Origin of the sequence: Vulcanococcus sp. Clear-D1 (assembly GCF_014654725.1) — a bacterium.
Lineage (GTDB): Bacteria > Cyanobacteriota > Cyanobacteriia > PCC-6307 > Cyanobiaceae > Vulcanococcus.
The window spans coordinates 308,185-322,498 of record NZ_JACVZV010000015.1 but is presented as its reverse complement, the minus strand read 5'-3'; the positions used below and the strand labels follow the sequence as shown (position 1 = coordinate 322,498).

Annotated in this window: 17 protein-coding genes and 1 riboswitch; of the genes, 13 read left to right on the top strand and 4 right to left on the bottom strand. The window is 64.3% G+C overall.

What is annotated here, in order from left to right; genetic code table 11:
- Positions 1 to 212: 212 nt before the first annotated feature.
- The 8 genes from glpX (at position 213) to H9532_RS06045 (ending at position 7,759) form a co-directional block, all read left to right on the top strand.
- The gene (gene glpX, locus H9532_RS06080; RefSeq protein WP_296366464.1) at positions 213 to 1,217 is read left to right on the top strand and encodes a class II fructose-bisphosphatase; all 1,005 of its coding nucleotides are present in this window, start codon (positions 213 to 215) and stop codon (positions 1,215 to 1,217) included.
- A 101-nt stretch (positions 1,218 to 1,318) separates the two neighbouring features.
- Positions 1,319 to 2,623: a glutamyl-tRNA reductase gene (locus tag H9532_RS06075; RefSeq protein ID WP_296366462.1), complete on the top strand. Its 1,305-nt coding sequence runs from the start codon at positions 1,319 to 1,321 to the stop codon at positions 2,621 to 2,623.
- 143 nt (positions 2,624 to 2,766) lie between these two features.
- Complete coding sequence (locus tag H9532_RS06070) at positions 2,767 to 4,062, top strand: glucose-1-phosphate adenylyltransferase (protein ID WP_296366460.1); 1,296 nt, start codon at positions 2,767 to 2,769, stop codon at positions 4,060 to 4,062.
- Between the two features lie 88 nt (positions 4,063 to 4,150).
- The gene (gene gndA, locus H9532_RS06065) at positions 4,151 to 5,566 is read left to right on the top strand and encodes an NADP-dependent phosphogluconate dehydrogenase (protein ID WP_296366458.1); all 1,416 of its coding nucleotides are present in this window, start codon (positions 4,151 to 4,153) and stop codon (positions 5,564 to 5,566) included.
- 13 nt (positions 5,567 to 5,579) lie between these two features.
- Positions 5,580 to 6,311: a 6-phosphogluconolactonase gene (pgl, locus tag H9532_RS06060; protein ID WP_296366455.1), complete on the top strand. Its 732-nt coding sequence runs from the start codon at positions 5,580 to 5,582 to the stop codon at positions 6,309 to 6,311.
- An 8-nt stretch (positions 6,312 to 6,319) separates the two neighbouring features.
- Positions 6,320 to 6,871, top strand: a complete 552-nt coding sequence (locus H9532_RS06055; protein WP_296366453.1) for a CIA30 family protein — start codon at positions 6,320 to 6,322, stop codon at positions 6,869 to 6,871.
- A 13-nt stretch (positions 6,872 to 6,884) separates the two neighbouring features.
- A complete protein-coding gene (locus H9532_RS06050) occupies positions 6,885 to 7,316 on the top strand; it encodes a hypothetical protein (protein WP_296366450.1) in 432 nt (143 codons plus the stop codon).
- The gene (locus H9532_RS06045) at positions 7,316 to 7,759 is read left to right on the top strand and encodes a hypothetical protein (protein WP_296366448.1); all 444 of its coding nucleotides are present in this window, start codon (positions 7,316 to 7,318) and stop codon (positions 7,757 to 7,759) included. The genes H9532_RS06050 and H9532_RS06045 overlap by 1 nt, the downstream gene beginning before the upstream one ends.
- Here H9532_RS06045 and ilvD read toward each other — a convergent pair.
- The 3 genes from ilvD to upp are packed head-to-tail and all read right to left on the bottom strand — an operon-like array spanning position 7,746 to position 10,479.
- Complete coding sequence (gene ilvD, locus H9532_RS06040) at positions 7,746 to 9,431, bottom strand: dihydroxy-acid dehydratase (protein ID WP_296366446.1); 1,686 nt, start codon at positions 9,429 to 9,431, stop codon at positions 7,746 to 7,748. The genes H9532_RS06045 and ilvD overlap by 14 nt on opposite strands.
- Before the next feature lie 53 nt (positions 9,432 to 9,484).
- A complete protein-coding gene (locus H9532_RS06035) occupies positions 9,485 to 9,781 on the bottom strand; it encodes a hypothetical protein (RefSeq protein WP_296366445.1) in 297 nt (98 codons plus the stop codon).
- A 26-nt stretch (positions 9,782 to 9,807) separates the two neighbouring features.
- Entirely contained in the window at positions 9,808 to 10,479 is a 672-nt protein-coding gene (upp, locus tag H9532_RS06030) for a uracil phosphoribosyltransferase (protein WP_296366443.1), read from the bottom strand.
- 55 nt (positions 10,480 to 10,534) lie between these two features.
- Between upp and H9532_RS06025 the strand changes: the two genes are divergently transcribed.
- The 3 genes from H9532_RS06025 (at position 10,535) to cobW (ending at position 12,918) form a co-directional block, all read left to right on the top strand.
- The gene (locus tag H9532_RS06025) at positions 10,535 to 11,059 is read left to right on the top strand and encodes a pentapeptide repeat-containing protein (RefSeq protein ID WP_296366441.1); all 525 of its coding nucleotides are present in this window, start codon (positions 10,535 to 10,537) and stop codon (positions 11,057 to 11,059) included.
- Between the two features lie 29 nt (positions 11,060 to 11,088).
- A riboswitch (cobalamin riboswitch) is annotated at positions 11,089 to 11,241 on the top strand.
- A gap of 23 nt (positions 11,242 to 11,264) precedes the next feature.
- A complete protein-coding gene (locus tag H9532_RS06020; RefSeq protein ID WP_296366439.1) occupies positions 11,265 to 11,855 on the top strand; it encodes a HupE/UreJ family protein in 591 nt (196 codons plus the stop codon).
- 1 nt (position 11,856) lies between these two features.
- On the top strand, positions 11,857 to 12,918 hold the full coding sequence (gene cobW, locus H9532_RS06015) for a cobalamin biosynthesis protein CobW (protein ID WP_296366436.1): 1,062 nt from the start codon (positions 11,857 to 11,859) through the stop codon (positions 12,916 to 12,918).
- A 31-nt stretch (positions 12,919 to 12,949) separates the two neighbouring features.
- Here the strand turns inward: cobW and H9532_RS06010 are convergent, their stop codons facing one another.
- On the bottom strand, positions 12,950 to 13,294 hold the full coding sequence (locus H9532_RS06010; RefSeq protein ID WP_296366434.1) for a hypothetical protein: 345 nt from the start codon (positions 13,292 to 13,294) through the stop codon (positions 12,950 to 12,952).
- Between the two features lie 94 nt (positions 13,295 to 13,388).
- On the opposite strand from H9532_RS06010, the gene purS reads away from it, so the two are divergent.
- Together purS and purQ are read left to right on the top strand one after the other, a co-directional pair.
- On the top strand, positions 13,389 to 13,658 hold the full coding sequence (purS, locus tag H9532_RS06005; RefSeq protein ID WP_296366432.1) for a phosphoribosylformylglycinamidine synthase subunit PurS: 270 nt from the start codon (positions 13,389 to 13,391) through the stop codon (positions 13,656 to 13,658).
- Positions 13,659 to 13,660: 2 nt separating this feature from the next.
- Positions 13,661 to 14,314 (top strand): phosphoribosylformylglycinamidine synthase subunit PurQ, encoded by a 654-nt coding sequence (purQ, locus tag H9532_RS06000; protein WP_296366430.1) that lies wholly within the window; start codon positions 13,661 to 13,663, stop codon positions 14,312 to 14,314.

The following is a 14,314-nucleotide window of genomic DNA, read 5'->3' as shown; positions in this document are numbered from 1 at the left end:
GAGGGGCGATTGTAGGAATGCACCATCCAATGGCCTTTGAAGCGCCCTCACAACGGCTCGAAGAGGCTCTGGCAGCACTGATACAGTGAGCGGCGCTTCAAGCCTGAAAGGCCTTGGTGTTGCTGGCCGAACCGGCTGTTCACACGGTTCCGGCGGTCACGATCCCAAGCACCTCCTGGCGTTGACCTCCCTTTCCCTTCGCTGCACCGCCTGTGGATCGCACCCTGATTCAAGAAATTCTCGAGGTTGTTGAGCAGGCAGGCATCGCTTCCGCCAAGCTCACCGGCATGGGCCTCAAGAACGAGGCTGACGCCGCCGCCGTGGAAGCCATGCGCGAGCGGATGTACAAGATTCAGATGCAGGGCCGCATCGTGATCGGTGAGGGCGAGCGCGATGAAGCGCCCATGCTCTACATCGGCGAAGAAGTGGGCAGCGGCACCGGCCCCGGCGTCGACTTCGCTGTGGATCCCTGCGAAGGCACCAACCTCTGCGCCAACAGCCAGCGCGGTTCGATGGCTGTGCTCGCAGCGTCCGACCGCGGCGGTCTGTTCAACGCGCCCGACTTCTACATGAAGAAGCTGGCCGCTCCCCCGGCCGCCAAGGGCAAGGTGGATATCCGCAAATCGGCCACCGAGAACATCGAGATCCTGAGCCAGTGCCTGGGCATTCCCAAGGATGAGCTGGTGATCGTGGTGATGGACCGTGCCCGTCACAAGGATCTGATCAAGGAGATCCGAGCCACTGGCGCCCGCGTGCAGCCCATCTCCGATGGCGACGTGCAGGCCGCGATTGCCTGCGGTTTTGCTGGCACCGGCACCCACTGCCTGATGGGCATCGGCGCCGCTCCCGAAGGTGTGATTTCCGCTGCCGCCCTGCGTGCCCTCGGCGGTCACTTCCAGGGTCAGCTGGTGTACGACCCGGCCGTGGCCCAGACCTCCGAGTGGGAGGGCCTGACCAAAGAAGGCAACCTGGCCCGCCTGGCTGAGATGGGCATCACCGATCCCGACCGCATCTACGAAGCCGAAGAACTGGCTTGCGGCGAGAACGTGGTGTTCGCAGCCACCGGCATCACCGATGGTCTGCTGTTCGATGGCGTGAAGTTCGAAAAGGACTGCACCCGCACCAGCTCCCTGGTGATCAGCACCCTCGACAACACCGCACGCTTCACCACCACCGTGCACATCAAGGACGGCGCCCAGAGCATCGCTCTGCGCTGATTGCTCCCGCTTTGGTTGGGGTGCTCTGAATCCTTCAGAGCACCCCGCCTTTGTGTTGGCACACCCTTTTCGCCTTCCCTCGCACGTTTCGTTTCCGCTCCATGCACATCGCCGTCGTCGGCCTCAGTCACCGCACGGCCCCGGTGGAGATCCGGGAACGCCTCAGCATTGCCGAGCAGGCGATCGAGGATTCCCTGCAGCGGCTGCGCTCGAGCGATGAGGTGCTGGAAGCCTCGATCCTGAGCACCTGTAACAGGCTCGAGATCTACACCCTCCTGCGCCATCCCGAACAGGGAGTGAGCGCCGTTGGCAGTTTTCTCAGCGATCATTCCGGGCTTGAGCTTGAAGAGCTCACCCCCCACCTGTTCACCTATCACCACGAAGACGCTGTCGCCCACCTGATGCGGGTGGCCGCTGGACTCGATTCGTTGGTGCTTGGAGAGGGCCAGATCCTCTCCCAGGTGAAAAAGATGTATCGCCTGGGCCAGGAGCACCGCTCCATCGGTCCGATTCTCAATCGCCTGTTGAATCAGGCCGTGAGCACCGGCAAGCGAGTGCGCAGTGAAACCAATCTCGGCACCGGCGCAGTATCGATCAGCTCCGCCGCCGTGGAGCTCGCCCAGCTGAAAGTGGGCCAGGCCCGTGGGGTCGACGATCTGGTGCCGCTCGATCAGGAGCAGATCGCCGTGGTGGGCGCGGGTCGCATGGCTCGCCTGCTGTTGCAGCACCTTCAGGCGAAAGGGGCCCGTGGTGTGGTGTTGCTCAACCGCACAGTGGAACGGGCTGAGCAGATGGCCGCTGATTTCCCCGGCCTACCAGTGCAGTGCCGGCCCCTCGCCGATCTGGATCATTGCCTGAGCACGTGTTCGCTGGTGTTCACCAGCACCGGTGCTGAGGAGCCGATCATCACGGTGGAGCGGCTTGAGAAGCTCAACCGCCGCTCCTCGCTGATGCTGGTGGATATCGGCGTTCCCCGCAACATCGCCGCCGGTGTTGGCGAGCTGGGTGGCGTCAACGCCTACGACGTGGACGACCTGCAGGAGGTGGTGGCACGCAACCAGGAGGCCCGCCGCGAGATCGCCGCTGAAGCTGAAGGGATGCTGCGCCAGGAGGGCCGCGATTTCCTCGATTGGTGGGATGGTCTTGAGGCTGTTCCCGTCGCCAACCGCTTGCGGACCCAGCTGGAAGTGATTCGCGAACAGGAGCTGCAGAAAGCGCTCAGCCGCATGGGCCCTGACCTCTCGGCTCGTGAGCGCAAGGTGGTGGAGGCGCTCACCAAAGGCATCATCAACAAGATCCTGCACACCCCTGTCACCAACCTGCGGGCACCGCAATCCCGCCAGCAGCGGCATCAGGCGATGAAGGTGCTTCAAGACCTGTTCGAGCTGCACGAAAGCCAGGACTGAGACGTTCTCCTGTGCTCCCCGAGACCTGGTGAGGCCGCGCTTGTGACGCGGCCTTTCCGTTTTCAGCCAATCTGCTCAGAAGGGTTCCGGTGTGGGCATTGCTTCGCCTACCGTCTTGGCGCCCAAGGCACTAGGAATCAGGCATGAAGCGCGTTCTGGCGATCATTCTCGGCGGCGGAGCCGGCACGCGCCTTTATCCGCTCACCAAGATGCGCGCCAAGCCTGCTGTGCCTCTGGCGGGCAAATATCGCCTGATTGATATTCCGATCAGTAATTGCATCAACTCCGGCATCAACAAGATGTACGTGTTGACGCAGTTCAACAGCGCTTCACTGAACCGGCACCTCACCCAGAGCTACAATCTCTCTTCAGGCTTTGGCCAGGGCTTTGTTGAGGTGCTGGCTGCGCAGCAGACCCCGGAGAGCCCCAGCTGGTTTGAAGGCACCGCCGATGCGGTGCGCAAATACCAGTGGCTGTTTCAGGAGTGGGATGTGGACCACTACCTGATCCTCTCCGGCGACCAGCTCTACCGGATGGACTACAGCACCTTCGTGGACCACCACATCGCCAGCGGCGCTGATGTGAGCATCGGTGCCCTGCCGGTGGACGCCGCCCAGGCGGAAGGTTTCGGCCTGATGCATACCAATGATCACGGCCGCATCCAGGAGTTTCGCGAGAAGCCCAAGGGTGAGGAACTCAAGGCGATGTGGGTGGACACCTCACGGCTCGGGCTTGCTGCCGATGAAGCCCTGAAGCGGCCTTACCTGGCCTCGATGGGGATCTATGTGTTCAGCCGCGACACCCTGTTCGACCTGCTGGCCAAGAACCCCACCGCCACCGATTTCGGCAAGGAGATCATCCCCGAGGCGCTCAAGCGCGGCGATCACCTGCAGAGCTTCCTCTTCGACGACTACTGGGAGGACATCGGGACCATCGGTGCCTTCTACGAGGCCAACCTGGCGCTCACCGATCAGCCCAACCCGGCCTTCTCCTTCTACGACGAACAGTTCCCGATCTATACCCGCCCCCGCTACCTGCCCCCGAGCAAGATGCTCGACGCCCAGGTGACGCAATCGATCATCGGTGAGGGCTCGATGCTCAAGGCCTGCAGCGTGCATCACTGCGTGCTGGGCGTGCGAACCCGCGTTGAAGACGAGGTGGTGCTTCAGGACACCCTGGTGATGGGCAACGACTTCTTCGAGTCGAGCGAGGAGCGAGCCGTGCTGCGGGAGCGCGGCGGCACACCGCTCGGGGTGGGGCGCGGCACCACGGTGAAGCGCGCCATCCTCGACAAAAACGTGCGCATCGGCCGCGATGTGACCATCGTGAACAAGGATCGGGTTGAAGAAGCCGACCGGCCTGAACTCGGCTTCTACATCCGCAACGGCATCGTGGTGGTCGTCAAGAACGCCACGATCGCCGACGGCACGGTGATCTGAAGCACGTTGACGTTGCCAGTTGGCAACGATGGGGCTGCGCTGCTGGGGCAGCCCCGCCACACTTGTGACAACCACTTCAAACCTCGTGATGGACAAGGCCCATTTCGGCCTGATCGGCCTGGGTGTGATGGGAGAAAACCTGGTGCTCAATGCTGAGCGCAACGGTTTCTCCAGCGTCGTGTACAACCGCACCTACGCCAAGACCGAGGACTTCCTCAAAGGCCGCGGAGCCGGTAAGCAGATCATCGGCGCCACCTCCCTCGAGGATTTTGTGGGCAAGCTGCAGCGACCGCGCCGCATCTTGATGATGATCAAGGCGGGCGATCCGATCGACGCCATGATTCAGCAGATCTCACCGCTGCTGGAGGAAGGCGATCTGCTGATCGACGGCGGCAATTCCCTCTACACCGATACCGAACGGCGTGTCGCCGAGCTGGAAAGCAAAAGCTTCGGCTACATCGGCATGGGCGTTTCCGGTGGTGCCAAGGGTGCTCTCGAGGGGCCGAGCATGATGCCTGGGGGCACCAAAGCCGCCTACGACGCGATCGAAAGCCTGGTGCGCAAGATGGCCGCCCAGGTCGACGATGGTCCCTGCGTCACCTACATCGGGCCTGGCGGTGCCGGCCACTTTGTGAAGACCGTGCACAACGGCATCGAATACGGGATCGAGCAGATCCTGGCCGAGGCCTACGACCTGATGAAACGCGGCGCCGGCATGAACGGCGACGCCATGGCCGACGTGCTCAAGCAGTGGAACGCCACCGAGGAGTTGTCGTCGTTCTTGGTGGAGATCACCGAGATCTGCCTGCGCACCAAGGATCCAGCTGATGGCGCTGATCTGGTGGAGAAGATCGTGGATGCCGCCGGCCAGAAAGGCACCGGCCTGTGGACCGTGGAGAGCGCCCTGCAGATGGGTGTGCCTGTGCCCACCATTTACGCCGCCCTCAACGCCCGCGTGCTCAGCTCGATGCGAGCCGAGCGCATGGCGGCTGAGTCGCACCTTGCTGCTCCGGCGTCACGGGCGGTGGAGCTTGGCAACCCCACTGATGCGATGGCCCCGCTGATGGATGCCTGCGTGCTCGCCTGCATCGCCAGCTATGCCCAGGGCATGGCGCTCCTGCAAGAGGCCTCCAAGCTTCACAACTACAACCTCGACCTATCGGCCATCGGCCAGATCTGGAAGGGAGGCTGCATCATCCGTGCTCGCTTGCTGCAGCGCATCCAGAACGCCTACACCGCCAAGGCTGATCTGCCCAACCTGATGGTGGATCCCTGGTTCACCGACCAGATCCAGCGCCGCATTGCCGGACTTCGGCAGGTGGTGGCCGGCGCAGCCGCAGCCGGGATTCCTGTGCCCTGCCTGAGCAGCTCCCTCGATTACATCGACAGCTACTTCACCGGCCGCCTGCCCCAGAACCTGGTGCAGGCCATGCGCGACTGCTTCGGCTCCCACACCTATGAGCGCGTGGATCAGCCCGGCAGTTTCCACACCGAGTGGATGTGAGAGGGCCCCTTTGATGAGCCCCTCTTCCGTCACCTACAAGCTGGAGGTGGTGAGCGATGCCACCCAGCTGGCTCGCGAGTGCGCCGAGCGCATTGCCGCGCTGATTGATCTCGCCCTCGATGAGCGCGACCGCGCCCACATCGCCCTCTCTGGAGGCACCACGCCAGCAGCGGCCTACCGCGTGCTGAACAAGGAACATCTGCCCTGGAATCGGGTGGATGTGGTGCTCGGTGATGAACGCTGGGTGCCGCCCACGGATCCTGCGAGCAATGCACGGATGTTGCGGGATACGTTGCTGGCCGCGGGTGGCCCCGGGGCTGATGCCTGCTTTCATCCCGTTCCCACCGAACTCGATTCGCCTGCCGCCTCGGTGGATGCATTCGAGGCGTATGTGCGTGATCTCTGCCCCGGGGATCCACCACGGTTCGATGTGATGCTTCTGGGGTTGGGGGATGACGGCCACACGGCCTCGCTGTTTCCAGGAACAGCTGCCACCCAGGAGCGCACCCGGCTGGTGACCATCGGCGCCGGCAAGGGGTTGGAGCGCATCAGCCTCACGGCACCGGTGCTCAGTGCGGCGCGTCAGGTGATCTTTCTGGTCAGCGGTGCTGGGAAGGGCGAGGCGCTACGGCGCCTGCTTGATCCTGCGGAACAAGCGGAGCGCACACCCGCCAAGCTGGTGCAGCCGCAGGCTCCCGTGTTGGTGCTCGCGGACGCCGAAGCGGCCCAAGCCCTGTCTGCCTGATCTCCTCGATGCTTGTTCCCCAGCCGATCGCCAGTGGCGATGGCTTTGCCGGCTGGCAGGCCCTGAACGACACGATCATGGGTGGCCGCAGCCAGGGGGCTGTGCAGACCACCAGCGACGGTCTGTTGCTGCAGGCCTTTGTGGAGCCCGAAGGTGGTGGGTTCGTGAGCTGCCGTTCACCGGTGTTTGATCCGCCCCTGGATCTCTCTGCCTATGGAGCCCTCGAGCTAGCGGTTGATGGTGATGGCCGCCGCTACAAGCTCGCCATCGCTTGCCGCGATGGATTGGCCGGGCTCACCGAGCTGATCCCTGGAGGCCTTCGCTGGGTGGCCGAGTTTTCCACTCGCCCCAACGGCACCTCAGTTGTGGTGATTCCGTTCAATCGGCTCACCCCCAGCGTGCGTGCAACCCCTGTGGGTTTGCCGCTGCGGTTTGACGCCGCAGGCGTCACCCGGCTGCAGATTCTCCATTCCAAATTCGGCGACATGGGCGGCCGTAACCCTGGATTCAGGCCTGGCGAGCTGCAGTTTTTGATCCGTTCCATCCGGGCTGTGGTGTGAGGGGCGAGCGCTGATGGATCTCTCCCCCTTTGATGCCGGCGAGCCAGTCGGTCCCTTCGAGGCCTTTCTCATGGATCTGGCCAAGGCCGCGGATCTGTGCCTCAAGCCGCACCGCCATGCACTGCGGTTCAGTGGCGAGGCTCCCACCACCATCGGTGAGTGCAGCGATTGCGCATTGTTGATCGAAGCCCGCGACAGCGACGGTGTGCGCGTGATGGAGTCTGATCTGGAGCTGGAGATCTACCGCAGCGGCGACGATCTCAACTTGATGCTCAGCCGGGTGAGCGATGACCAAGCCCCCATGCTTTGGCATGGGAGCCATCCGGTGTGGATGCATCCGGCCAGTGGCGAACGCTGCGAACGGCCCGCCGATGGAGCGCCTCTTGAGGCACTGTGCCGGCGCATTCGCGCTTCGCTGGTGGGCGTTGATCTGCCGGCCTGCTGATGGCCATCCTTTCACTCACACGCCTACGCCTCCACAGCTGGCGTGCTTACCCCGGATTCATCGTCTGGGTGCTCGGATCCATTCTGCAGTCGTTGCGCTGTGATGGCCTGCTGGGCCTGATGCTCCTACGGGATCGCCACAACGCCTTCTGGACGCTGACGCTCTGGCGTGATCAAAAGGCGATGCAGACCTTTCGCAATCAGGGGTCCCATGGGCAAGCGATGCGACGGTTGACCCAGTGGTGCGATGAATCGGCGGCTGCCCACTGGAGCCTCGACGAGGCAGAACTCCAACAAGCCAGAGAGCCTGACTGGGCTGCATTGCAGCAGAGCCTGATGCGCGATGGGCACTTTGCACCACTGCCGCTGGCTTCGCTGCATCAGCGCGAGCACTGGATTCCTGCACCCGCGCTGGGGCGGGGCCGCCTGATCAGATTGCGCTGAGTTCAGCCTGATCGGTGACGGCGCCCTTGCTGCTGGAGCTCACCAGTCGGGCGTACTTGCCGAGCACACCGGTGCGGTAGCGGGGGGCGGGCCTGGTCCAGGCGGCGCGGCGCTTCGCCAGCTCGGCCTCATCCACGTTGAGTTGGATCAGCAACTGATTGGCATCCACCGTGATGCTGTCGCCCTCCTGCACCAGACCGATCGTGCCGCCCACGGCGGCCTCCGGTGCCACATGACCCACCACCAGGCCGAAGGAGCCTCCGGAGAAGCGCCCATCGGTGATCAGCGCCACGGAATCCAGCAGGCCCTGGCCCACGATTGCCGCGGTGGGGCTGAGCATCTCGCGCATGCCCGGGCCGCCAACGGGGCCCTCCTGGCGCACCACCACCACATCACCAGGGTTGATCTGCTTGTCGAGGATGGCGGCGAGGCAGGTTTCCTCGCTTTCAAACACGCGCGCGGGGCCAGTGATCACCGGGTTCTTCACACCGCTGATCTTGGCCACGGCGCCTTCTTCAGCGAGGTTGCCCTTGAGGATCGCCAGGTGGCCCTTCGCATAGAGCGGATTGCTCAGGGGGCGAATCACGTCTTGCCCAGCGGGGGGCACTGAGGGCACATCGGCGAGCACCTGCTTGAGGGTTTTGCCTTCGATGGTCTTGCAGTCGCCGTGCAGCAGGCCGGCATCAAACAGGAGCTTCATCACCTGGGGGATGCCACCGGCCTGATGCAGGTCCACGGTCACGTAGCGGCCGCTGGGCTTGAGATCGCAGATCACGGGCACCCGCTGGCGAATGGTCTCGAAGTCATCGATCGAGAGGTCAACGCCGGCGGTGCGGGCCACGGCGAGCAGGTGCAGCACCGAGTTGGTTGAGCCGCCCACGGCCATGATCACGCTGATGGCGTTTTCAAACGCCTCGCGGGTCATCAGGTCGCGGGGAAGGATGTTGGCCTTGATCGCCTCAGCCAGTACCTCCGCGCTGCGGGCGGCGCTATCGGCTTTTTCGGGATCTTCGGCCGCCATCGTGGAGCTGTAGGGCAGGCTCAGGCCCATCGTTTCGAAGGCCGCACTCATCGTGTTGGCGGTGAACATGCCGCCGCAGCTGCCGGCGCCGGGGCAGGCGTTCTTTTCGATCGCGGTGAGCTCCTGCTCGTCGATCTTGCCGCCGCTGTACTGACCCACCGCCTCAAAGGCGCTCACCACGGTGAGATCGCAGGCTCCGAGCTTGCCCGGCTTGATCGTGCCCCCGTACACAAAGATCGAGGGGATGTTCATGCGCGCCATGGCGAGCATGGCGCCGGGCATGTTCTTGTCGCAGCCGCCGATGGCCAGCAGCGCATCCATGCTCTGGCCGTTGACGGCGGTTTCGATTGAATCGGCAATCACCTCACGGCTCACGAGCGAGTACTTCATCCCCTCGGTGCCCATCGAGATGCCATCGCTCACCGTGATGGTGCCAAACATCTGCGGCATCGCGCCGGCTACATGGGCGGACTCCTCGGCGCGGCGGGCCAGGTCGTTCAGGCCCAGGTTGCAGGGCGTGATCGTGCTGTAGCCGTTAGCGATGCCGATGATCGGCTTGCTGAAGTCGCCGTCACCGAAACCAACCGCCCGAAGCATGGCGCGGTTGGGGGAGCGCTGGATGCCCTGGGTGATCGCGGCGGAGCGAAGCATGGCTGCGGCAGTGTCGTAGCAGCAACCTACCGAGCGGCCTGGCCCGCTTTGCCTCAGCCCTGGGTGCTCATGCTCTCCAGCTGACGGCGCACGTCTTCGATGGCCTGGTTGAGCTCATGAACCTTGTCCTGCAGCTCGGTTTCACGAAGGGGCCGGCTGGTGGTCGGGGGATCCAGAGCCTCATCCTCATTCCAGGAGAGCCGGTTGAGGCGGAGGCTGCGGTTCTGCCGCTGCTCGCCGCGGCGACGCTCTGCTTCGGAGAGCAGCCACCAGCCGAGTCCTGCGGCGCCGATCAGGGCGCCGGCCAACAGGGTGCCCAGGGAGCCGGAACCGCTGTCTCGGTTGGCCATTGCGCCGTGATCGGAATGCTGTGCGCTCAGCCTACGAAGTTCGTCTGGCTGAGGCCATAGAGCCGTTGTTCGGCGTCACCGATCCCCGGCAGGATGCGGCCCTCGCTGTCGAGTTCTGCATCAATGCAGCCGGTGTAGATCGTGAGGTCTTCGTAGCGCTCACCCAGCTGCTTCAGGCCAGGACTGGCGGTGAGCGCCGTGATCACCCGCAGACGCTGGCCGCCCACACCACGCTGCTCCAGCTGCTCCAGCACCCGCAGCAAACTGTCGCCCCGTGCCACCTGAGGCGCGAACACCAGCACCCCAGCTCGAGCCGGGATGGTTTCAGGCAGGGTGTTGCACCAGAGGGCTGCCGGCGCCGTGCCATCGCCGTAGCTCACACCCACATGGGCGACCGCGGCACTCGGCACCACTGGGCGCGCGCCTTCCCAAAGGGTCAGCCCACCACGCAACAGGGGGACAGCCAGCATCGGGACTGAACCATCCACCACCGTGCCCTCGGTGCTGGCCAGCGGTGTTTGCACCTGAACGCGTTGGTAGGGGATCCAATCGCGCATGGCCTCATAGGTGAGCCAGCGCCCCAGTTCAGCCATGGCGGTATTGAACAGGGCCTGAGGCGTCTCGCGATCGCGCAGCAGGGTGAGCCAGTGGCCGATCAGAGGATGGGGCGGAACCACCACCCGCAGGGTCTTGCTCATCGATCGCGCTGCGGCGGCTGCCTGCAATAACTTGGCTGCCCAACGTAGTGCTGCCGTGTTGCCGCTCCCACGCTTCCTGGCCAGCGCCCTGCAGGCCACGCTGCGGGCGGCAGTGGTGCTGTTGCTGCCACTGGTGCTCTGGGGCCAGAGCGCTGCCGCGATCACAGCTCCGGAGCTGCGGAGCCAACGCAGCCTGCAAGACCTGCAGCCCGATATGCACGGCCGCAACCTGCAGCAGCAGGAATTCCTCAAGGCCAACCTGGAGGGCTTCGACCTCAGCGAGAGCGATTTGCGCGGCGCCGTGTTCAACACCGCCAATCTGCAAGGCGCCAATCTGCGCGGCGCCGACCTGGAAGACGCTGTGGCGTTTGCCAGCCGCTTCGACAACGCCAACCTCAGCGATGCCGTGCTGCGTAACGCGATGTTGATGAACAGCAAATTCGCCGGTGCCGAGATTGCGGGCGCGGATTTCACCGATGCGGTGCTGGATCTGCCGCAACAGAAGGAACTCTGCAGCCGCGCCAGCGGCACCAACGCACGCACGGGTGTCGCCACCCGCGACAGCCTCAACTGCCGCTGATCGGCCAGAGCAACCCAACCGCGAAGACCCACTACATTGATGGCGTCGGTTCTTCGGGGGATCAGCCCGAAGAGGAAACGGGGAAAGTCCGGTGCGAATCCGGCGCTGTCCCGCAGCTGTGATCGAACGGGGCTGAGGCCGCGTTCGCAGTCAGAACGCCCGCCGGTCGTTGCTCCCTCACCCCTGGCGCGGACCAGGCCAAGACATGATTCAACGCCTCATGCCGGTTGCCGGCGCTCTGGCCCTGCTGATGGCCGGGCCCGCCCTGGCCCATCACCCGATGGAGGCTATGCACCTGGTGCCAAACGCCTTCACCGGTCTGTTGAGCGGTCTGGCCCACCCCCTGCTCGGTCCTGATCATCTGCTTTTTCTGATTGCCCTGGCCCTTGTGGGCCTGCAGCGCTCGGTTCGTTGGATGCTCACACTGCTGACCGTTGGCCTGGCAGGCACCGCCCTGGGCCTGGTTTGGCCTGGTCTGCCTGTGGCTGAGCTGCTGGTGTCGCTGACGCTGGTGGTGGAAGGGCTTGTGGTGCTGCGCCGCCTGCCTCAGATCCTTCTGCTGCCGGCCTTTGCCCTGCATGGCTATGTGCTCAGCAGCACCGTGATCGGCTGGGAGAACACCCCGATCGCCACCTACCTGTTGGGCCTTCTGCTTAGCCAGGGTGCCCTGCTGCTTCTTGCTCTGGTCAGCCTGCGTGGAGCTGCTCAACGCCTTGAGGGTCAAGGCCGCACCTTGCTTGCCGGCAGCCTGATCGGCATTGGTGCCGCGTTCAGCTGGACAGCCCTGGTGGGTTGAGATGACATCAGCGACCAGGCGTTTGCCCGTCACCGTGCTGACGGGGTTTTTGGGTGCCGGTAAATCCACCCTGCTGCGTCAATTGCTGTTGAGCAGCGGCCTTCGCCTTGCGGTGCTGGTCAACGAATTCGGCGAAGTGGGCATCGATGGTGATTTGATCCGCAGCTGCGGCTTCTGCCCCGAAGACGAGCTCGACGGTCGTGTGGTGGAACTCGCCAATGGCTGCCTCTGCTGCACCGTGCAGGATGAATTCCTGCCCACGATGCAAACGCTGCTGGAGCGGGCTGATCAGCTCGACGGCATTGTCGTGGAAACCAGTGGCCTGGCTTTGCCGGTGCCGTTGGTGCAGGCCTTTGGTTGGCCCGAGATCCGCACCCGCACCCGTGTGAGTGGTGTGGTGACGGTGGTGGATGGTGAGGCGCTCGCGGCCGGCAGCGTGGTGGGAGATCCCGCCGCCCTGGAAGCCCAGCGCTTGGCTGATCCCAACCTCGATCACCTCAGCAGCATCCAAGAGCTGTTTGACGATCAATTAGACGCGGCTGACCTGGTGTTGCTCAGCCGCGCCGACCGGCTGGAAAGCGAGCAGATTGCCAAGCTGCAGACGCAGATCACCGCTCTGGTTCGTTCGGGCGTGTCAGTGGTGCCGATGCAACGGGGGGAGGTGCCGGCGGCGCTGCTGTTGGGCCTGGAGCGAGAGGAGCATGGGGCTCACCACAACCACGACCACGACCACGACGATCATCACGATCACGACCATCACGACCACAGCCATGTGGCGATGCAGTCCGCTGTGGTGCGCTGGAACGGGTCCTTGGATCGCAGCCGGCTCGAGGCTGCACTGGAAAGCCAGATCCGGACTCAAACCCTGCTGCGCCTGAAGGGGCGCGCCTGGCTCCCCGGCAAACGCCATCCCCTGCAGATTCAGGCGGTCGGTCCCCGATTGGAGTGCTGGTTCGATAGCCAGTCACCCGGTGAGAGGCCTGCAGAGGATGGGCTGGAACTGGTGGCGCTGGGTCTGGCGGTGGATGGAGCGGCCCTGGAGCACGCGATTCAGAACGCCTGAGATCTCTTGGCGGTACGGCCCATCGGCGGGGTTAATCGAGGGGAAAGTCGCCCTTCGTGCACACCCCGTCCCAACAGAGTTCCCGTTGGGCGGTCCACATCGGTTGAACCGTGCGGCTCACCCCAGTTGGGTCGCTCAAGGTGATGGTGCCGCGTCCATTGCTGTGGAACACAAGGCGCTGCTTACCGATCTGCAACCACCAGCGCTCACCCATCTGCTCGATGGTGAGGGTGCAGGGTTGCCATGCCCCCTGATTGAGCTGGCATTCCAGCGGCAGGCTCAGGGCTGGCTGGGCGCGCGCCGTCGGCATCGACAGCAGCGGCACCATGAGCAAGGCCGCGTGCAGCAGATGGCTTGGCAGACGGTGAAGGGCCACTGGCCGGCGTTGCGGCTTCTACCTCCACCGTGACCATGCACAAGGGGGTGTGGCAGCCGGCCTGCCAAGATTTAACAATCCTCGTGGAGCTCAGGTGCCGCTCTTCTCCGCCCGCGTGTTGGTGTCCCTCAGGCCGTCGGTGCTGGATCCCGCCGGGGAGGCCACCCGGGCTGCCGCAGCGCGTTTAGGCGTGGACGGTGTGAGCAAGCTCCGCATCGGCAAGGCCGTGGAGGTGGAACTGGACGCTCCGGACGAACAGTCAGCTCGCGCCCAACTCGAGCTGCTCAGCGATCGGCTGCTCGCCAACCCTGTGATCGAGAACTGGACCCTCGAACTCAAGGACGACAGCAGCGCAGGAGCCTGAGCATGAGCCTTGGTGTGGTGGTGTTCCCCGGTTCGAACTGCGACCGGGACGTGCAATGGGCCGCTGAGGGCTGCCTTGGTATCAAGACCCGTTTTCTCTGGCATGAGGAGCGTGATCTGAGCGGCCTCGATGCCGTGGTGATCCCGGGTGGCTTCAGCTATGGGGATTACCTGCGCTGCGGCGCCATCGCTCGTTTCGCTCCGGTGCTCCAGGAGGTGGCCGCCTTCGCCGAGCGCGGTGGGCGGGTGCTCGGCATCTGCAACGGCTTCCAAGTGCTGACGGAGATGGGGCTTCTGCCTGGAGCGCTCACGCGCAACCAAAAGCTGCACTTCATTTGTGAGCCCACCGATCTGCGAGTGGAACCTGGCCCGTGCTCCTGGCTGCAGGGCTACACCAGCGGTGAGGTGGTGAATTTCCCGATCGCCCATGGCGAAGGGCGCTACCAGGCGGATCCCGAGCTGCTCAAGCAGCTGGGCGATTCCGGCCAGGTGGTGCTGCGCTACTGCAACAACCCCAACGGCTCGGTGGGCGATGTGGCTGGTCTGAGCAACACCCAGGGCAATGTGCTGGGCCTGATGCCCCATCCCGAGCGCGCCTGTGATCCAACCACTGGCGGTGTGGATGGGCGTCGCTTGCTGGCCAGCCTGATCGGTTGA